Annotated in this window: 13 protein-coding genes and 3 pseudogenes; 11 read left to right on the top strand and 5 right to left on the bottom strand. The window is 49.8% G+C overall.

The annotated features are described in order from the left end of the window. Positions 1 to 9: 9 nt before the first annotated feature. The 3 genes from HY879_00880 to HY879_00870 all read right to left on the bottom strand — a co-directional run bounded on the left by HY879_00880 (position 10) and on the right by HY879_00870 (position 4,701). Positions 10 to 1,263 carry a thiolase family protein gene (locus HY879_00880; GenBank protein MBI5601886.1) on the bottom strand — a complete coding sequence of 418 codons (1,254 nt, stop codon included), beginning with the start codon at positions 1,261 to 1,263 and terminating at the stop codon, positions 10 to 12. 185 nt (positions 1,264 to 1,448) lie between these two features. Continuing rightward, entirely contained in the window at positions 1,449 to 3,062 is a 1,614-nt protein-coding gene (locus tag HY879_00875) for an AMP-binding protein (GenBank protein MBI5601885.1), read from the bottom strand. A gap of 37 nt (positions 3,063 to 3,099) precedes the next feature. Beyond that, positions 3,100 to 4,701 carry an AMP-binding protein gene (locus tag HY879_00870; GenBank protein MBI5601884.1) on the bottom strand — a complete coding sequence of 534 codons (1,602 nt, stop codon included), beginning with the start codon at positions 4,699 to 4,701 and terminating at the stop codon, positions 3,100 to 3,102. A 294-nt stretch (positions 4,702 to 4,995) separates the two neighbouring features. On the opposite strand from HY879_00870, the gene HY879_00865 reads away from it, so the two are divergent. Then, positions 4,996 to 7,782 (top strand): sigma 54-interacting transcriptional regulator, encoded by a 2,787-nt coding sequence (locus HY879_00865; GenBank protein MBI5601883.1) that lies wholly within the window; start codon positions 4,996 to 4,998, stop codon positions 7,780 to 7,782. A gap of 104 nt (positions 7,783 to 7,886) precedes the next feature. Here the strand turns inward: HY879_00865 and HY879_00860 are convergent, their stop codons facing one another. Both HY879_00860 and HY879_00855 read right to left on the bottom strand, forming a co-directional pair. After that, positions 7,887 to 9,122: a CoA transferase gene (locus tag HY879_00860; GenBank protein ID MBI5601882.1), complete on the bottom strand. Its 1,236-nt coding sequence runs from the start codon at positions 9,120 to 9,122 to the stop codon at positions 7,887 to 7,889. Positions 9,123 to 9,227: 105 nt separating this feature from the next. Beyond that, positions 9,228 to 9,500: pseudogene (locus HY879_00855) on the bottom strand (ABC transporter ATP-binding protein). Between the two features lie 925 nt (positions 9,501 to 10,425). Between HY879_00855 and HY879_00850 the strand changes: the two are divergent. The 10 genes and pseudogenes from HY879_00850 (at position 10,426) to HY879_00805 (ending at position 20,363) form a co-directional block, all read left to right on the top strand. Continuing rightward, a complete protein-coding gene (locus tag HY879_00850; GenBank protein ID MBI5601881.1) occupies positions 10,426 to 10,746 on the top strand; it encodes a hypothetical protein in 321 nt (106 codons plus the stop codon). Between the two features lie 585 nt (positions 10,747 to 11,331). Next, positions 11,332 to 11,805 carry a hypothetical protein gene (locus HY879_00845; GenBank protein MBI5601880.1) on the top strand — a complete coding sequence of 158 codons (474 nt, stop codon included), beginning with the start codon at positions 11,332 to 11,334 and terminating at the stop codon, positions 11,803 to 11,805. A 98-nt stretch (positions 11,806 to 11,903) separates the two neighbouring features. After that, positions 11,904 to 12,203: a hypothetical protein gene (locus tag HY879_00840; protein ID MBI5601879.1), complete on the top strand. Its 300-nt coding sequence runs from the start codon at positions 11,904 to 11,906 to the stop codon at positions 12,201 to 12,203. A gap of 167 nt (positions 12,204 to 12,370) precedes the next feature. Further along, positions 12,371 to 12,730 (top strand): hypothetical protein, encoded by a 360-nt coding sequence (locus HY879_00835; protein MBI5601878.1) that lies wholly within the window; start codon positions 12,371 to 12,373, stop codon positions 12,728 to 12,730. Between the two features lie 8 nt (positions 12,731 to 12,738). Next, positions 12,739 to 13,551, top strand: coding sequence for a helix-turn-helix domain-containing protein (locus tag HY879_00830; protein MBI5601877.1), 813 nt, complete (start codon positions 12,739 to 12,741; stop codon positions 13,549 to 13,551). 131 nt (positions 13,552 to 13,682) lie between these two features. After that, complete coding sequence (locus tag HY879_00825) at positions 13,683 to 15,101, top strand: putative DNA binding domain-containing protein (protein ID MBI5601876.1); 1,419 nt, start codon at positions 13,683 to 13,685, stop codon at positions 15,099 to 15,101. A gap of 206 nt (positions 15,102 to 15,307) precedes the next feature. Further along, entirely contained in the window at positions 15,308 to 17,140 is a 1,833-nt protein-coding gene (locus HY879_00820; GenBank protein MBI5601875.1) for a tetratricopeptide repeat protein, read from the top strand. A 56-nt stretch (positions 17,141 to 17,196) separates the two neighbouring features. Continuing rightward, a pseudogene (locus HY879_00815) lies at positions 17,197 to 18,721 on the top strand (site-specific DNA-methyltransferase). Between the two features lie 365 nt (positions 18,722 to 19,086). Further along, positions 19,087 to 20,019 carry a virulence RhuM family protein gene (locus HY879_00810; protein ID MBI5601874.1) on the top strand — a complete coding sequence of 311 codons (933 nt, stop codon included), beginning with the start codon at positions 19,087 to 19,089 and terminating at the stop codon, positions 20,017 to 20,019. Then, positions 20,016 to 20,363 (top strand): annotated as a pseudogene (locus HY879_00805) (DEAD/DEAH box helicase family protein). The gene HY879_00810 and the pseudogene HY879_00805 overlap by 4 nt, the downstream one beginning before the upstream one ends. Positions 20,364 to 20,498 lie beyond the last annotated feature (135 nt).

The following is a 20,498-nucleotide window of genomic DNA, read 5'->3' as shown; positions in this document are numbered from 1 at the left end:
TTTTGATCCTTATCTCTTCAAAATGGTCACGGACAGGGCCCCCTCCGATCCATTGACGGTTCCACCGGCATTTTGGGCCAGTCCGGCCTTGGCCCCCTCGACCTGCCTTTGGCCGGCCTGCCCTTTCCCGGCCAGGTGCCAATAAAGCTCCACCACCTGCCGCACACCGGTGGCCCCGATGGGATGGCCTTGAGATTCCAGGCCGCCGGAGACATTGATGGGAAGCTTTCCGCCCAGGGTGCTGTGACCGGCCTCGGCAAAGGCCCCGCCCTCGCCCAGAGGGCAAAAACCCAATTCCTCGCTGGCATACAACTCCCCGAAGGCCGTGGCATCGTGGACCTCGGCCAGGTCGATATCTTCCGGCCCTAGGCCGGCTTTCTCATAAGACTTCCTGGATAGACGGGAAAGGGTGCTGGCGCCTTTTTCCTGGTCCGGGTCCTCTCCACTGGCCAACATACAGGCGGCCACTTCGATACCATAGGCAGCCCCTATCTTCCTGGCAAAGGCTTCCGAGCAGATGATCAGGGCAGCCGCACCGTCTCCGATGGGTGAGCACATGGGCCGGGTTAGAGGCCAGGTGACTTCCGGGGATTCTAGGACCTCTTCCACGGTAAAGGTATTTTGATATTGGGCCAGGGGATTCATGGAGGAGTGATAATGATTTTTCGAGGCGATGACGGCCAACTGCCGTTGGGTGGTGCCGTACTCTTTCATGTGGCTCCGGGCATTCAGGGCATAGACATCCATAAACACGGAACGCTGCCCGGACTTCTGCTTCCGGCCTTCCCCCCGGATCATCTGTTCCTTCTTGATCCTTTCCTCCTGCTCGGCGAAGGCCTGCATAAGCTGAGGCAGAATCTCCACATCCATGCACCCCGTAAAGGCCGGCAGGACTTTGCTTCGGTCTTCCGAGTACATCTTTTCCATACCCACCACCAGGGCCACATCCATGTCCCCCAGGGCCACCATGGCCCTGGCCCCGTGGAGGGCTGTGGCCGAGGAGGCGCAGGCATTTTCAACGTTGATAACCGGAATACCGCCGATGCCCATGGCCCTCATGACCACCTGACCCCTGATAGATTCCTGCCCCTGCAGGATGCCTTGGGAGGCATTGCCCACCCAGACCCCTTCAAGCTGATCTTTGGACACTCCGGCATCTTTCAAGGCGCCGCTGACCGCTTCTTCAACCAGTGATTTTAAATTACGGTCCAGGTGACGTCCGAATTTAGTCATGGCCCCCCCGATAATCTTGACTTTGCGCATACGATCCATTCTCCTTTTTAAACCCTTATGCCTCAAAGGACACCATGAAATATGAAAATGAGGCATTAGTGGAAACAGCCGAGGGCGGCTGTGCTACATTAAACAAATTCTATTATCGTATTAAATCCTCATGCCTGTTTGGGCACCGACGAAGCATGAAACTGGCTCACTCCGAACTCCGAACTCTATAGATAATCCCCCAGATGGTATACATCCTCCCCATCCTTCCTGAATTGTTCCCTCAGCACCCGATCGAGGTTTTTCTCCGAGGCCGTTTTGGGAATTTCGCCGATGACTTGAATAAAAGAAGGCACGGCGTTTCTTTCCAGATTTTCGTCACAAAGCCTGAAGACCGATCGGATGTTCAGGGTACCTGTTTCGACCGCGACCACAGCGGCCACGACATCGCTCTCCCCGGGGGCCCCCGATGCCGCCGGAATGCCGTAGACGCAGACGTCGTCCACATCCGGATGTCTGGCGATAATGGCCTCTACATGTTCTGGCATGATGAAATCTCCCGCCCTTCGCAGTCCCCCACCTTTGCGGTAATCGAAGAAAAAATAGCCCTCTTCGTCCCGATGGCACATGTCTCCGGAACGGAGCCAGCCTCCACGGGTTTTCTTCTCCGAGGCCTCCTGGTTTCCGAAATATTCCACTTCCACAGTCCGGCCTGTCTCGCGGCTGATCAGCTCGCCGATTTCGCCGGGAAGGCATTCACGGTCATCCTCCCGGACCACCTTCATCTCCGCCAGCCCTTCGACGGGTTTGCCGAAAGAGCCTATCGGTCCGACACCGGGCGGCCTGTGGGCGAATCCCCCTTCCATGGCCCCGTACCATTCATGGATAACCACCTGGAAACGCATTTCAAAGGCCTCCCATATAGCCCGGGGGGTGCCGGCGCTCAGGACCACGCGCACCGGGTTATCGGCATCGTCCGATCTCGGCACTTCACTGTAAATTCCCATCATCATCCCTCCCAACAGGGAGAAATTCGTGCACCCGTATTTTCTGCAGAGGTCCCATATACGGCTTTTGGTGAATTTCCGGCTGATGACTGAAGGAATCGAATGAAATAAGGAAGGGATCAAAGTCACACCCTGGGCGTTGCCGTGGGTCAGCGAAAGTCCGGTATAAAGTTTATCCTCGGGGCCGTATTGCCAGACGAGCTGGGCCATTATGGAAAAGTTCGTAAAACGGCTTCCCCTGATGACAATCCCCTTGGGGTCCCCGGTAGTTCCGGAGGTATACATGATCTGAATCGGGGCATCAGGAGTCTGGTTCCTTTGATCAGGGGGAGGGACTTCCGGTCCCTTCAGGATTTCGTTAAGATCAGGGTATTCCCCCATCCCGAGCGCCTCGAAGCCCTGCTTACAGGCCACACCGATCACCGGGACCTGCGGGAGGCCTTGAAGAAGCCCCTGGATATGGTCTATAAACTCGCTGGACAGGATGATCCCCCGGGATTTGGAATCTTTTATCAGGAATTGAAGTCTCTCCGCTTTTATGCGGGGATCGACAGGCACCATGATCGCCCCCAGGGCCGTGGCGGCATAAAGACAATAAACGAACTCCGGGTGATTTCTCATCAGGAGAATAAAGGTGTCGCCTTTCTTTATGCCCCTGTCCTTCAATAAGCCGGCCATCTTCCTGCCCTTGATGACTATATCCGCATAGGTCAGCACTTCATCGGGATAATCTCCGTTTTCAAAAGTCATAATTTTGAAATCGGGGTTTTCTTCCGCCTTGGCTTCTAATTCACGGGGAAAAAAATCCGGTATTCTGGTCTGTGACATATCCATCTATTGATCCTCGTAATGACTCGCTTTATAACCTGTTCTATTCCTCGAAACGGTACACATTTTCAGCCTTTGTACCGAATTTTTTTTTCAGGTATTGGCTCAGATTTTTTTCGGAAGCCGATTTGGGAATTTCAGGAACGATTTGAATGTAAGCAGGGACCTGATTCCGCTCCAGCCTAGCCAGAGAGTAATGAAAGATATTTTTTATATCCGGAATCCTGTCCGGGGTCGGGACGATGGCGGCCACCAGTTCGCTATCACCGGGTTCCCCGGAGGGAAGGCTTATCCCATAGACACAGACGTCAATCACATCCGGGTGCCCGGCCATCACCCCTTCCACCTGTTCAGGCAGAATAAATTCCCCTTTACGCCTCAGGCCGTCACCCTTGGCGAAATCAAAATAAAACCATCCCTTGGCATCCTGGTGGCCCATGTCTCCGCTGCGAAGCCATCCTTTCGGCGTCTTGGCCCCCGGGGCCGCCGGTACAGCCTGGCACATCCTCCCGGTTGCACCGCATCCATTGCGCAGGATCAATTCACCGATCTCATAAGGCGCACACTCGGCGCCGTCTTCCTGGATTACCTTCATCTCAATCATGCCAGGCATCGGCTTGCCGAAAGAACCGGCCGGACCTGCACCGGGCGGATTATGAGCAAATCCCCCCTCACCCGAACCGTACCATTCATGGATGACCACCCCGAAGCGGTTCTGGAAGGCCTCCCGGAGCCCCCGGGGTGTACCGGTGCTCAGGACCACCCCGACGGAATGGTCCCGGTCATCCGGCCTGGGCGGCTCGGCGTAAATACTCAACAGCATTCCCCCCAAAAGAGAGAAGGTGGTGCATCGGTGATGATGGCAGAATTCCCAAATACGATTCTTGGAGAATTGGCGGCTTATGACCGCCGGGATTTTTTGATACAGGGCCGGAAAAAGGGTGATCATCTGGGCATTCCAGTGGGACAATGAAATGCCGGTATAAAGCCTGTCCTGAGGAACATATCGCCAGGCATTCTCAGCCAGGAAACAGGCCTGCCGGATACGATCGTAGCCTATGGGGATGCTTCTCGGATTAACGCCGGGTTCCCAATTGTAATTGATCTGAAAGGGTTCAGTGACTGACCCGGCCCGGGGCGCCAGCATAGGAACTTCCGGACCTTCCAGGATTTCCCTTAAATCGGGATAATCCGCAGCAACAGGCCCTCTCTGTTCGACTGTCTGGTGCAGACATCCGATCAGCCGGACATCCGCTCCGTTTTTCAGGATCTCTTCGACAGAATCCATGAATTCACCATCTGCGATTATTCCTTTGGAACCGGAGTCCTTGATCTGCCCATAGAGCTGGTCCCCTTTCATTTGGTGGTCGATAGGCATAAGGACGGCATTCAAAACCGAAGCCGCATACATGGCGATCACCGTTTCCGGATGGTTGCGCATGATGATGGAGAAAACGTCTCCCCTGCATAAACCCATTTTTCCAATGGCCCGGGCCAGTTTGTTTCCCTTGATAACAATATCCGCGTAGGTCAGCACCTCATCCGGCCAGGGATGGTTTTCAAAGGTGACAACCGGGAAGTCAGGGTGACTCTCGGCTTTGGCTATGAGATCAATGGCTAAAGATCCTGAAAGATTGTTGCCCATTTTCTGCAGAAAAATTCTTTGATAATTTAGATTTTAAATTCTTTAGGCTATTCAGAGCAAAACTTATGCCAAATCTTTTTTATTAGTTAACTATATGAAAATTAAAATAAAAAATTTTATTACTATTCATAATGGCCACTATGGGGGCAAATTATGACCCTATAAGGGCATTCAAATAGCATATCACCCAAAATAGGTTGCCGCTATAGTGACAAATCATTCTGGTTTTATGTTTATTATTATGCTATGAAAGGCTGACATTCTTTTCATTTTTTGAATAATTGGAGGTGCTCGGTGAACCCGAATCCTGCTGCTTTGAATCTTGCTCAAATCAAGGAAGCTGCTTATCTGGAAAGGGATTTGGCCCACAAGGCCTTGAGCGACGGGGATTTGGAATTGGCCTGGCTCCGACAAAAACAGGTGCTGACACGACTTTCCTCCTGTCCTGCGGACCGGGGCTGTGATGATCTGCTGGTCTCTATCACCCTCGAATTTTCAAATCTCTGTTTCGCCCTGGGCAAGGGCTTTACGGATTCGGCCCCAAATTTAAAAACCGCTAAAACCGCTGCCGAACGCCTGGGCGACCGGCGTTCCCGGGCCTTGATCATTATGCATCTCGGCCGTTTTTATTATTTTGCCCACCGCCGCCACGAGGCCCTGGCCCTCTTTGCCGAGGGTAAAACCGAGGTGGAAGACCTGGGTGACGAGGATATCTTGAGCCGCTCAGCAGAATTCCTGGGGTTTTATTATCACATCCAGGGTCTTTTCAACGACGCCTTACCCCACTTCGAGCGGGCCGCCCAAATCTACGAATCCGGCGGCAAGGGGATGGCCCTGAACCCGTCCGGTCCCATCTGGCTGGCCTATTGTTATGCCTATCTGGGGCGTTTCCATCAAGCCATAGGCACCCTGGATTATTACCGTCGCCTGGCCCTGGAAAGATCCGACCGGTCTTTAGCCACCACCATACGGGCCGTGCTGGGCATTGTGCTCCTGATGATCAAGAAGAAGGAAGAGGCCTTCCAACATTTGAACGGGGCCTGGCAGGAGGCTATAAAAACCAAAAATGATCTGGCTTATTACTTTGCTCTTGGAAATCTGTCTCATTGTCAACTGATGGATGGACACCCCCACGAGGCCTGGGAGACCTTATCAAAAAATATCAAGCATGGGAAAACCGCCGGCCTGATCCGGCAATACGCCTCTCCCCTGGCCCTGGAACACCTTTATGAATTCAACCGGCTGGGCATGAAACCCATTCCCGACCTCAGTTATCATCAAGAGATCGAAAGGCATTTGCAGGAACCTAACATCCATCTGCGCGGGGTCGCCCACCGGCTGCGGGCCATGGATGCCGCCGCCAGGGAGGAATCCCACAACTTCATCGAAGCCGAGCTTCAGGCCAGTGAAGAACTCCTGTGCCGATCCGGCGACTCCATTCAACTGGCCAAGACCAGACTGGAGCTGGCCCGGCTTAAACTGAAAGTGAACCAAAAAGAAAAGGCCCGGGCCTATGCCCAAAAGGCCTGGTACGGTTTTTCCGGCTACGGAGATGTTTTCTTTCCGGACGACCTGCGCCATTTGTTGACAGTGCACCCATCCGGCCAGGTCAATCAGGAAAACAGCGAAGAATTAACGGAAAAATTTGTCTCCATGATTCAGGAACTCGCCCCGTCTGCCGACCTGGACATCCTGATGGCCAGGGCCGTGGCGGCCACCAACCGTTTTTTCGGCGCCGAGCGGGGGGGCCTTTTCTGGTTCAACCGGGAAAAGAGCAAAGAAAAGCCGGTCTTCCGGGGCTCTTACAATTTGACCCAAAGCGAAGTGTTTTCGGAAGCGTTCAAGTCCAATCTGGCCTTGATAGCCAAATCCTTCAGGGAAAAACAGCCTCATGTGGCTCGACTGGAAGGGGTCGGTTATTGGCCCCATAAGGTCAGGGCCATCCTCTGTCTGCCCCTTGAAATAGCCGGACAGACCGGCGGCGTTCTCTATCATGACAATTCTTATGTCAAAGATTGTTTTGATTTCCTTGAAAAACCCATGCTGACCAGACTGGGGAGCTCTCTGAGTATTTTTATCAACCGCCTGTATGAATTTTCACAGCGCCTGGAGCAATCGGCAACGGAAAAGATCCATCTGGATCAATACCCGGATGGTCTGAATATTGTAGCCGAGAGTAAGGTGATGAAAAAAATCCTGGGACAGGTGGACCGCGTGGCCTCGTCAGACAGCACCATTCTGATACTCGGCGAGACCGGCGTTGGCAAGGAGCTGCTGGCCCAGAGGATCCATCAGATGAGCCGCCGGAACGAAGGGCCCTTTGTGATTGTCGACCCCACCTCCATCCCTGAGAACCTGGTGGAAAGTGAACTGTTCGGTCACGAGAAAGGGGCCTTCACCGGGGCCGAACGCCGCAAGGCCGGACGTCTGGAGCTGGCCCATAGCGGAACCCTGTTCATCGATGAAATAGGGGAGATTCCCAAGTCTGTCCAGGTCAAATTGCTCCGTGTTTTACAGGAAAAAACCCTGGTCCGGTTAGGAGGGACGCAGACCATCTCCTCCGATTTTCGACTGGTGGTGGCCACAAACCGAGATCTGGCGGTTGAGGTCACTGCCGGCCGCTTCCGGGAAGACCTATATTACCGCCTTAACGTAGTGCCCATCACCCTCCCGCCCCTGCGTGAACGATTGGAGGATGTGCCGTTGTTGGCTCGCCATTTTCTGATGAAGTATTCGGCAAAATCCAAACGTCCTTTATACGAGCTGACATCGGAAGATGAAGGCCGATTGATAGATTATCACTGGCCTGGCAATATCAGGGAATTGCAGAACATCATTGAACGGGCCGTAATCCTCTCCCATGATGAAACCCTGGAGTTAGATCTGCCCGCCGGTAAGAAGACAAACTCAGGACAATTCTATAACGGTCAACCCTCGCTGGATGAATTGCAGCGGCGTTATATTAAATACACGCTGGAAAGGACCGGCGGGAAGATCGGCGGTCGGGGTGGGGCCGCGGAGTTCTTAGGAATGAAGCGTACCACGCTTCAAAAGCGCATCAATAAACTGGGGCTCTCTTGAATAAAGGATTAGCGTCAGTTTGTTAAGGCCCTCGGTCCAGGCGGGCACTCCTGCCCTGAGTGATCCACCTTTAAGTCTGTCGATAGTGCTTCCTTTTTCAGATCTCAGCGGATGACCCCCTCCCCTTTGAGAGCCTCGATTTCTTCGTCGCCATAGCCCATCTCCCTAAGGACTTCCGTAGTGTGCTGGCCCAGAACCGGGGCCAGAGAACGGGTTCCTGCGGTCTGGGCGCTGAAGTGGATGGGGTAGCCGGGAATCCTGAGCGGGCCGAGGTCCGGATCTTGAAAATCCACCATATACCGATTGTCCAGGGCCTGCGGGTCGTTTCGAATATCCCCGACCCGTTTCACCGGACAAAACATGAGCCCTCTGACCACAAAAATCTCCATCCATTCCTCGCTGGTTCTGGTTTCAAATATCCTGTCCAGGATCTCGATCAGGGCGGCGCGGTTGATTATTCGACTTTCCGCATCGGCGAACCGTGGGTCGGAAAGCCAAGCCCCCTGCTCGATCGCCTCACAGAACAGGGTCCAATATTTTTCCTCGGGATGATGGGTGCAGATGATCCATTCCCCGTCTTTACACCGATATCGGTTGCGCAGCGGAGAGTGAACGGCGCGGTTTTCCGGGACGATCGGATCGATCCCAAGAAGGCTGTTTACCATGAGGCTCACACCATTAATCCATTGTCCTACGCTGTAAAGGGAAACGTGAACCTCCTGGCCCGAACCGTTTCGTTCCCGTGCATAGAGGGCGGTTATGATAGCATGACTGGCGGCGATGGCCGTGGCCTGATCCAGGATGCCGATGTGCAAGAGTCTGGGTTCCGGGTCTCCGGTGGCAAACATCATTCCCGATCTGGCCAGGCCCAGAGGATCGAAAGCCCCCAGATCCGACAAGGCCCCTTCCGGCCCGTAACCCGACACATTGGCATGAATCATACGGGAATTAATCGCCTTGAGGGTTTCGTAGTCAATGCCCAATTTCTTCTTGGTGGACCGTCGGACGTTCGTCAGGAAGACATCCGCCCGCGCCACCAGACGTTCCAGGATCGAGCGGCCTTTGTCTGATGTGATATCCAGGCAGAGGGACCGCTTGTTCCGGTTTGAAAACTGGAATATGGCATTCTCGCCGTTCGGCATGGCCAGGTCCAGGCTGCCCACCTTGGTCCAGTATCGTTCCGGGTCTCCCTCCGGGCCTTCGATTTTAACCACCTCCGCCCCAAGGTCCCCCAAGATGGCCCCAGCTCCGGGGCCGGCATGAAAGACCCCATATTCGACAACAAAGATACCTTGAAGCGGGTGTTTTGGATTATCCGTGCTTCTTCCTGGTTCAATCATCGCTATTCGCCTATCCTTTCAGAATAAAAAACCGCCCCACGGTAAAATGGGACGGCCTGGAAAAGTTACCCTGGGTCGGCAGACCTTTTCTTCGGGGTTTTATGCTTAGACTTCCAGCCATTCTTTTCGAATGGCCTGATCGTTTTTCAGATCGTCCGGCGAGCCCTCAAAAACAATCCGCCCATGTCCCATGATGTACAGACGCTTGGAAATCTTCAAGGCGATGCTCAATTTCTGTTCTACGAGCAATACCGAGACCTCCCGCCGGACAATTTCCTCCATCAATTTACCCATCTGATCGACCAGCATGGGCGCCAGGCTCTCGGTCGGTTCGTCGATCATGATGAAGTCAGGATCTCCCATCAAGGTGCGCCAAATGCCTTTTTTCAGAACCGGGAAATGGCTTCAACCTTTGCCTTGAAGGCCTTTAGTCGTTTATTGTTTTTATTAGAAGAATTGCTTTTGCCATCCAGTATCCATTAAGCTATTCGGGCCTAATCCGGATGGGGGGATGTAAATTCCAAGGGGTTAATGGTTTTTATCCTATATTATAAAGCCCTCCTCAGAGTCAAGACAAAAACAGACAAATGGCATATTTTTATCAGGATTTCTTTGGAGGATCAATTGACTTATTACCTTTGGAACGGTAGAGGATCCGGAATTTTTCCGGGAGATAGGTTAGTTGTTCTTGAGAGAAAGTGGCCCGGATGATTAGGACGGGCTCAGACTTCGTTAGGTATACTAAACATTTCTATCACTAAAGGACAGGGCAATGTATTTTTATCTACATATTGACACTCTTCCTGATTGCATTTAACAAAATAGTCTCTTTGATATTTAAGGCCGATGTTAACCTTATTTTTTAAAAAAATCTTAACGGGTTCACTGATCACATTACAATAATAATCCTTAATGTTTTTTTTGGCCATTTCTTATCCCTTAAAAAATTAACATTAACAGCAACCCTTCATAGAATTCTCCGCATTCTTTAACAATTTTTCATATTAAACCCTCAATCCAGAGTTAACGAGATCGAGGGATACCCCATGGCTTTAACTGTGTAATCCGTGAAATCCGTGCCAAAAATCTACTTTTGTATTAAAATACCTACACTTTAATCGTCAAATTGTCAATCAATTTCAAGGTCCCCTTGGCTAATGCAGAAACCTGAGCTACCGCTCATCCGGCATCATGAAGACGTTGCGTTTTTAGAGAAATGGTCAAACTCACCGCGGCAAACTGACCAAATCCGGAATCATCCGCCATGCTGTTCAACCAAGGCTGGCCGTTGGGAGGTGAAGGGGTGAGAGACGGACTCGCCTGGGCAATCGAAGGCCAACTTACCGGGACAATTGCCGGGGAAGTCACCGGGGAAGTTCAAAGGCTCCTGAAGGTACTCATTGGGGAGAGGAAACATGCGGACATCCAGGAGGCTCTGTCCCTCCGGCATGAAGACTACTTTCGGGAGGCTTATCTTGTTCCGGCGCTGACTGCCGGTGTGATCGAAATGACCATTTCCGGCAAACCCACAAGCAGCAAACAGAAATGCCGGCTCACCCCAAAAGGGCGCGACCTCATCGCGAAACTGGCGAAGGAAGCGGGGGTCGATGAAAAGCAAGACTAAACAGCCGATGGATGACCGCCATCGGGACTCTCCATAAGGGGCTTAAAGCCAGGAGTTTCCTGGGACAACCTTCCAGTCTCTGAGGAAGGGATCCTTCGGGCGGTTAATGAAAATCGGGACAGGGAAACGGCTGGAGCGGTGGCTCAATGAACCCAACAAACTCAACGAAGCCGAGAAACCCAACGAACCCTAAAACCCCAATAGACCAAACAAAGGGACAAACATGGCGGGAAGAAATGACCTTTGGCGTTATTCTGCTAATAGGGGATTTCCTACATAAATTAATCTCCTTTTGATTTGACTTCAAGTGATGGATATGTTTTTATTTTGTTCATCCCAAAGTCAGCGTTCTTCAAACCGGCAACCTCTAACCGAAAGGTTTGTTTATGAAGCAGTCCAACAAGCCTCCCTTTTTTCAAATGAAATGGGGGTTTCTTTGTGGGGCAACTTAGTCAGCAGCATCTTAGACAACAATGAACTGGGAATTTTGTGTACATTTAGGATTTGACCCTAAAGGATTATGAGTCCCTCAATGAAACATCCGAAGAATGGACGGAGGAACTATCCGATCCGGAGCCTCTCTCAGTGGCCGGCAGGGAAGCCATTGTCAAAGAACTGGCCGATCTGGAATCGTTTCATAACCTGGCAGTCTCGATTACCCACAATGCCAAAGGGGATGCCCTCCTCGTCGCCCTGGATCACGCCTTCGAAGAGGCCGACCGGCTGGGGACGGCCCGCAAGGCTATCGTTTTTACCGAATCCCGGCGCACCCAGGAATATCTGCTTCGAATCCTGTCCGACAGTCCTTATGCCGAAGGCATTGTCCTCTTTAACGGGTCGAATAATGATGAGCAATCACGCCGGATATACACCGATTGGTTAAACCGCCACCAGGGCACGGACCGGGTCACCGGGTCGCGTACTGCGGACATGCGTTCGGCTCTGGTAGATTACTTCCGGGAAGAAACGGTGTTGGGGAAATGCTTGATGAGGACACGACCCGGAGTCTCCTTTCCCTTCCGGCCTCATCCGTTTCGCCTTTACCCTCATCACCATTAGGTGAAAAGCTTCAGGTCCAGGTTGGACAACGAAGGACGGACATACAGCGCAGTATCTCAGAACGAAACGCCAAATTCTTCGAAATAGAGGCGGAAAAATTGGATGGCTGGGCCGATGACCTAAAAGTAGCCCTCGAACGGGAGATCAAGGACATGGACCGGCAGATTAAAGAAGCTAAACGGTCAGCTACCCTGGCTCTCAGTCTGGAGGAAAAACTGGCCGGTCAAAAACAGATCAAGGCCCTTGAGTCCCTCCGAAACGGCAAACGGCGCGCCCTCTTCGATGCCCAGGACGAGATCGACCGGCGCAGGGAGCAGTTGATTGCGGATATTGAAGGAAAACTTACCCAGAAGATACGCTCAGAAACATTGTTTGTGATACAGTGGAAGATTAATTGAGGGATTTGTAGAGATATCAATAAGACAGAGTAAAGCCCCTAGACGAATTTATTTTTCGATCATCACAGTTCGTGAAAGAATCCGGGATGCTCCAGCTTATTAGAAAAAGGATAACTTTTTTTGATTCAAATAATACTTGACAAGGTATCAATTGATACTTTATCCTCATGAAAAGACCATCGGATAAGGAGATCATCAAACGAATCAAAGAGGCCCAGGAGGCTGTGGCTGATGGGCGGATAGGTATTCTTAATCAGGAAGCCACCGCTTCTGATGCCCTGGAACTGGGTTACCTCGTTAAGGAGGAATTGAAGCCGGTATTATCCGAACTATTGGGTTTGATTTCTCCAGACCATTATGTGGGCACCAGACCACCCCAAAGGTCTTACGAACGAATCATCAAGGATCTGGAACTGTTTGCTTTTGAAGTAATCAGCCTGCGTTTTAAGTGCCCCATCTATTTTAAGTTTGCCTTGAGCACTGGGGTGTTGTGGCTGGTTTCTCTGCATAAAAGCAGACAACCGTAGGAGGATGTATGAAGGCTTTGAATTGCCCTCGCGGGCATGAAAAAATGAAACTCCGTAAAATAAATAAAACCGTCAGCTTTCGAGGAATGGAGATTCCCTGCCAGGTTGAGGCTTATGTCTGCCCGGAATGCGGGTTGGAGGGAGGAACGATTAATTCCACCGGCGCTATTCAACAGGAATTGGCCGAGACCTTCCGTAAGCGGACCGGACTTCTTACCGGGGAGGAGATTAAAGCGTTACGCAAAAAAAGAGGGCTGACCCAACAGGAACTGGCGGATCGGTTAAAGATCGGCGTGGCCAGCATCAAGCGTTGGGAAACCGGGCTGATCCAGAGCAAGTCCCTGGACCATGCCCTTCGTCTTCACCTGACGGGAAACCGATTGAAAGACAGTTTTTCAGGAAACCGACCATTTTCCATACCACGGATCAAATTGGTTTTAACAACCTTTGAAAAGAAATTGGGCAGGACACTTCTCCGGAAAACCGATAAGATGCTTTATGCGGCTAAGTACCTCTGGTATGCGGATATGCTGGCCTTTCGCGACCTGGGCACCAGTATGACCGGGGCCGGGTATGCCGCCCTGCCTTTAGGGCCGCAGCTCAATAACTACCGGGATTTGGTTGAGGAAATTAGAAAAGCGGACGAAACCCAAGCTGGACACCTGATTAATGAAGAATTGCAGATCATCCGGAAGATCGTCAAAGCCTTCCCTGAAGATCGACAAGTTTATGCAGCCGCCCACCGGGAAAAGATTTGGCAGGATAAACCGGTCGGGGCAGCCATCCCTTATTCTGATTCTAAGGGATTAAGTGAAATTTGATTATTTTCCATTAGTGACGATTTTATATTGAAAGGCTGGTCGATGAAGGAAGTGGAAAAATGATGATAGTAGGACCTGAAATAGATGCATCGAAATGCTTATCGATGGAATTGTGAAGGATGAAAGATAACCTGAAAAAAGAACAGCTATATTCCCTCATCGCTTCGGGGGAAGACAGTACCCGCCAGTTTAAGGGCAATATAAAGAACAGCGATTCCCTGGCCTCGGAAATGGCCGCTTTTGCCAATTCTGAAGGAGGAACGATTTTCATTGGTGTGGCCGATGACGGTTCGATACCCGGTCTGAGTAAGGAGGATGTGACCAGAATCAATCAGCTTATCAGCAATGCGGCCAGCCATCTGGTTCGCAGTCCTCTGACCGTGCAGACCCAAAACGTTCTGATTTCGCATGGGCGGATCATCATCGTATTGACCGTGCCTAAAGGAATTGACAAACCCTACTTCGATAAAAATGGGGTCATCTGGCTGAAATGCGGGGCGGACAAACGGCGGGTCAATTCCAAGGAAGAACTGCGCAGATTGTTTCAGATTTCCGATCAATTCCATGCCGATGAATTGCCGACTAAAGCAAAAATAGACAAACTTGACAAACTGCGCTTTCGCGATTTCCTTCGCGATGTCTACAAGCTGGAGTATCCCGACTCGGCCGCCGCGCGTCTTCGGCTTTTACAGAATATGAATCTGGCCACCGATGACGGACAACTAAATCTTGCAGGCGTCCTTCTTTTTGCCGAACGTCCCGAGTGGATCAAACCCCAGTTCATTATCAAGGCCATTCGTTATCCCGGCAACGAAATCCATGTCAGTGATTACGTGGATACCGAAGATTTTTCCGGTCCCCTGCGCAAGGTATTTGATGATTCCCTGGCCTTTGTCATGCGCAATTTGCATAAAGTGCAGGCTGGCCGTGGCGTCAATGCGCCGGGTCTGCCGGAGATCCCGGAATCGGTTTTTGAAGAGCTTCTGGTCAATGCCCTGATCCACAGGGACTATCTGGTAAGCGCTTCTATTCGCCTTTTCATCTTCGACAACCGCATTGAGATCATCAGCCCTGGCCATTTGCCCAATAACCTGACGGTAGAAAAAATACGGACAGGTATTTCCAATATTCGAAATCCGATTCTGGTTTCGTTTGTGGCCAAGGGGCTTTTACCCTATCATGGACTTGGCTCCGGTATTAAACGGGCACTGGAAGGATGGCCGGATATCGACTTTATCGATGATCGGGAAGGCTGTCTGTTCACCGCCACGGTTCATCGGAAGGAGCAGCTTAGTTCTCTAAAAAGTTCGGGGAAAACGCCGAGAGAAAGTTCACCAGAAAGTTCACTAAAAAGTTCACCAAAAACCGAAGATAAAATAATCGATTTTCTCCGGCAGGATGGTACCATCACTACGGAAGAATTGGGGAAAGCCATTGGTATTTCCAAAAGGGCCGTATTGAAACAGATCGACAAACTTAAAGGGCAGGGTCGCCTACGCCGCATTGGTTCTGCCAAGGGTGGGCATTGGGAGGTTATGGAGAGAAGATAGGTTTTGCGGATAAACTGGGAATAATAAAATCCGGGGGACATCGAAAGGAAGCTGTAGGAGGGGTCAATAGGAAGATGAGTGGGCGGATGTTCGGCTGGCAAATAGATGCAGTGAAATGTATAAATCCTGCTCCCGTCTTATGGACTGTCAGGCAACCCGCCAAATAAAAAGCAGGGGACCGCTGCAATAGCAGCAGATAAAACAACATGGTTGATCAACTCATTAAGGCCATCTCAACCCATAATATTCCATTAATGTGGATGGTAGTGATCGGTTTGCTGATGGCCTTTTTCCGATATTACCCCAAATATAATCATAAGAGATATCGGAACAACATTATATTGTTGGCCTTTTTTCCCCTCGTGATGGTAACACTGTATTTCCTGAAGCCTCTCTCCCTGGCTACGTTATTCGCTCTCATACCCTTATACGCAGGCTATTTTCTTCTAACCTTTCTTGCCCCAGCCAAGATTGTCTTTCCAGAGTCTTTCCCAATATCACGCTTAAAAACCCTCATTAATGATGGAGCTTATAGAACCACTGAAGGTCGTTTTGGCAAAAAACCTTTCTATATACATAGCGTCCCAGGAAAAATGGAATGGGATATGCTGCAAGCCCATCATCTTGTGCTGAAAGGTCGAACAAAGGAAGGATATGCAATATATGAGAAAATACTTAATCTTCCTTTATTTGAAGAGGAAATAAGCAATGTCAGGCAGAAACAGGTTTTTGCACTCCTTCAATTGGGGGATACAAACAGGGCAAGATCCATTTTTGAGCAACTAAGCATACCGAAATGCCCTGAAATTCTTCAATTGGAGTCTATTTTCAATGAAAGAAAGGGGGAATTCGAATCGGCAAGCCAAAATTTGCTATCTGCCATAGGCGACTGCAAGGGGGGCAAGGAAGAAGCCTTGGCATTAATCTACAATAATCTCGGACGCATGGAGAGAATACTTGGGAATTTTCTAAATGCGATCCATTATTACCAGAAGTCGGCAGAAATAGCACAACGGTTTAAAATAAAAAGCCTTATCCACATTGTCTTTCCTAATATCATAGATGTCCATTTGTTAACGGGTGGTACTCAGGAAGCCCACTCATTCATGGAACGATATTCGGGCCTTATCGACAAGGAAAATGTTGACGATCTTTTGAAATTCAACAATTATTGTCTTGAATACGCCAGGCAACTGAAAAACAAACCGCTTTTTTTAGAAAATCTGGTCAGAGGAAGGACCGAAATCCTCCCAAAACTTTCGACTCAAGAGGCCCTTTTTTTTGAAATCACTGAACTTCGGATTAGGTGGAACAACCAATCCGGATGGGACGAAAAACTGTTTTGGGTTAGACAAAATCTCTCATTATTTCTTAATTTGGAATTCTCTAATCGATATTATGCGATTAAAGAAATCTTTATTATTCTAAAAGACTTAGCAATAATGGAAAATTTGGGGCCATTCGAAGCCCTGTTCGGACAGGTGATAGATTTCATGGGCCAGTCAAAAAAAGAAATAGACCGATATGTTTTGGGATTACCGGATTATTGTGTGTTGGAGCGCTGTTTTTGGGAGAAAGAAAAGGTGCATTTGCGTAAGATACAAAAAATAGAAATGACGAAGATTGATTTGATGGACCATTATAATGTTATTTTCGAACACCTCCGTAGCATCAAAGATATCCAGTTACAACATGGAAATTTATTTACAGCAATCGAGGCGGATTTAAACATAGTTGACGAATGTATGGGATTTATTCTATCGATCGGAGAATCTTCTCTCATACCGTATTTGAGAGAGGTTATGGAAAGGCACCTAAATGATGCCTGCACGGACCTAGAAAAATTCCGCCATTATCCTGCTTCTAATGAATATATAGTTAGGATAGCTAGATACGCCCTATTTTTGGACCAGCAGGCAAAGGCTAAAGAATATTTTGATGATTTTCTTAGGTCTAAAATCAGTATCATGCATTATGCAGCCTGGATACAAGAATATTATCAGCATTTGATTAGAATTTTTCCTGTAGATGGGCATTAAACAATGAATCCGAGAATCTTTACATAGCGAGATAATTTCTTTTGTAATATTTGGCTATGACACGAGAAAACCAAAAACTCGAACTCACATGGATCGGGAAGGAGAATCGGCCGAGGATTCTGTTGGAGGAGCCGGAGAGGTCCTACCATGCCCCGCATCGGATGACGGATAAGGACATCTTTGATAACCGGCTCGTCTTCGGGGATAACCTGCTGGCATTGAAAACCCTGGAACAGGAGTTTTCGGGGAAGATCAAATGTATCTATATTGACCCTCCTTACAATACGGGCAGCGCTTTTGAGCATTACGATGATGGTATCGAGCATTCGATCTGGCTTACCCTCATGCGCGACAGGATGGAAATTATTCGCCAGCTTCTTTCTGAAGATGGGTGTGTATGGGTGTCTATCGATGATAATGAAAATCATTACTTTAAAGTCATGATGGATGAAATTTTTGGGCGACAAAATTTCATTGCTACGATTATTTGGCAAAAAAATCTTTACCGTTAAAAATTCAGCTCGTCACTTTTCAGACATGCACGATTACATCATACTATATGCGAAGGATGCTTCGAAGTGGCAGAGGAATCTCCTTCCACGTTCAGAAAAGTTAGACAAGACATACTCAAATCCCGACAACGACCCTCGTGGGCTCTGGACGACAAATGCCGTTCAAGCTCGCAATTATTACAGCCAAGGAACCTATGAAATCCGTTCACCAAAAGGAAAGTCATTTTACCCACCAAAAGGTACATTCTGGCGAATTTCCAAACCAACCTTTGACGAGTTGGATGAGGATGGGCGGGTCTGGTGGGGTAAAGTCGGAAGCAGCATTTCGCGCATTAAGAAGTTTCTATCAGAAGCTAAACAAGGGGTTGTTCCAGCCACTCTTTGGTTTCACGAAGATTGCGGTACAAACGCACAGGCTAAGACTGAAGTTCGCGCTTTGTTTGCAGATATTACAGATACCGAAATGCTTATAACCCCCAAACCGGAGAAACTAATCAAGAGGGTCCTTGAAGTTTCTTCCTCACCTGGCGACATCGTCCTCGACTCCTTCGCCGGGTCGGGCACAACCGGAGCGGTGGCGCATAAGATGGGCCGGCGGTGGATTATGGTGGAGTTGGGAGAGCATTGCCATACCCACATTATTCCGCGGATGAAAAAGGTCATCGACGGGACGGATCAAGGGGGGATCACCAAGGCCGTCAACTGGAAAGGCGGGGGAGGGTTCCGTTATTACCGGCTGGCGCCGTCTCTCTTGGAGAAGGACAAGTGGGGCAACTGGGTTATCAATAAACTATACAATGCAACAATGCTGGCCGAGGCCATCTGTAAGCTGGAGGGGTTTATCTATGCCCCGAGCGACAGTATCTATTGGCAGCACGGCCATTCCACCGAGCAGGATTTCATCTATGTGACCACTCAGAACCTGAACCATGACCAGCTTCAGGCCTTAAATGATGAAGTCGGCCAAAGCCGATCCTTGCTGGTCCTTTGTTCGGCTTTCCGCGGAAAATCTGACCGGTTCCCCAATTTGACCATCAAAAAAATTCCCAATGCCGTCTTGAAACGCTGAGAGTGGGGCCATGATGACTACAGCCTGCGGTGGAAAACCTGCCCAAGGCCCCGCCCAAGCCGGGGCAGTTGACCCTTTTTGAGGAGGAACCATGAAAGATAAATAGACAGAGATTTCCGACGCATTGCCTCGGAAATTGAAAACTCAACCTCCTAATTTATTTTGGGAAATGGCTACGCCCCGCGTAGCGAATCCTGGAAACCCATGATAGTAAATTCCAAACCCGCAGGGGAGAAACAATTGTGAGAAAACCTTTCGATAAACCTCCAAAAGATTCTTAATTCATTCTCTACCAAACAGAAGACGGAAGAACACGTCTTGAGGTCCGATTCGAGGGGGAGACTGTTTGGTTGACACATCTCCAAATGGCCGAGTTGTTCCAGACTTCCGTCCCTAACATTAATATGCATCTCCGCAATATATTTGCAGAAGGTGAGCTGCTCCAGGAGGCAACTATTAAGGATTCCTTAATAGTTCAACAGGAAGGGACCCGCAAGGTGTCACGGGCAGTCTCCTTCTACAACTTGGATGTAGTTATTTCATTAGGTTACAGGATTAAATCCCAGCGGGGCACCCAATTCCGAATTTGGGCTACCGAACGCTTACGGGAATACATAGTCAAAGGGTTTACTCTGGATGACGACAGGCTAAAGCAGGCGGGCGGGGGAATCTATTTTGAAGAATTGCTCGAACGTATCCGCGACATCCGTTCCTCTGAGAAGGTATTTTGGCGGAAAGTACTGGATATTTATGCCATCAGCATTGATTACAATCCCAGTGCCGAGATAACCCAACAGTTCTTTGACACCGTTCAAAATAAAATGCATTGGGCCGCCCATGGTCAAACTGCGGCCGAGGTCATTTCACAACGGGCCGATGCCGGGTTGCCCCACATGGGACTAACCAGTTGGGGGGGCAGCCGACCCCGTAAATCCGATGTTGGAGTGGCCAGAAACTATTTGCATGGGGAAGAACTGGAGGCCCTCAACCAGATCGTGACGGCCTACTTGGAATTTGCAGAACTCCAAGCCCGTAACCGGAAGCCCATGTACATGCAGGACTGGATTGCCAGGCTCGACGATTTTCTACGGCTCAGCGAACGGGATATCCTCACCCATGCGGGCAAGATCAGCCATGAAATAGCTATTGAAATAGCTGAGAGACAATATGAGCAATTCAGCCTGAAACAACTGGCGAAAACGAGCCCGGTGGAAATAGATTTCCTGGAGTCGATCAAGAAGATAGAAAAGCTAAAGCCGGCAAAACCACCCAAAAAGAATACAAGGAAGAACCAATGAACCGCCACGTTAACGCCATTGCCGGACGTCTGAGCCTGCGACCACCGCAGCGCCGCTCTTTGGAAATCCTTGATAGGATCTCCGAAATCGTTCCACCCCGAAAAGGCACTGACCTGGTATCAGCCCTGGCCGCTATCGGCAGCGAGTTTCCAACGGTCAGTGAATTTGAGCGTGATTTCCCCTCTCTTTGCTTTGCCCTGGCAACGGGAGTCGGCAAGACCCGGTTGATGGGGGCCTTCATCAGTTATCTGCATCTGGCCCACGGCCTGAACAATTTTTTCGTTTTGGCCCCGAATCTGACCATCTACAACAAACTCATTACCGATTTCACCCCGAACACCCCTAACCCGGACAAGCCGGAACCAAAAGCTTACCACGAAGACTCGAAGGCACAAAGAAATGCATAAAGCTTTCATGTTTGTTTAACCCTCATGAAATTAAGACCTTCTTTGTGTCTTAGTGTCTTAGTGGTAAAAAAT

It is taken from the genome of Deltaproteobacteria bacterium (assembly GCA_016219225.1).
In the GTDB taxonomy this organism is placed as follows: Bacteria; Desulfobacterota; RBG-13-43-22; order RBG-13-43-22; family RBG-13-43-22; genus RBG-13-43-22.
This window is presented reverse-complemented; position numbering and strand designations above follow the sequence as displayed.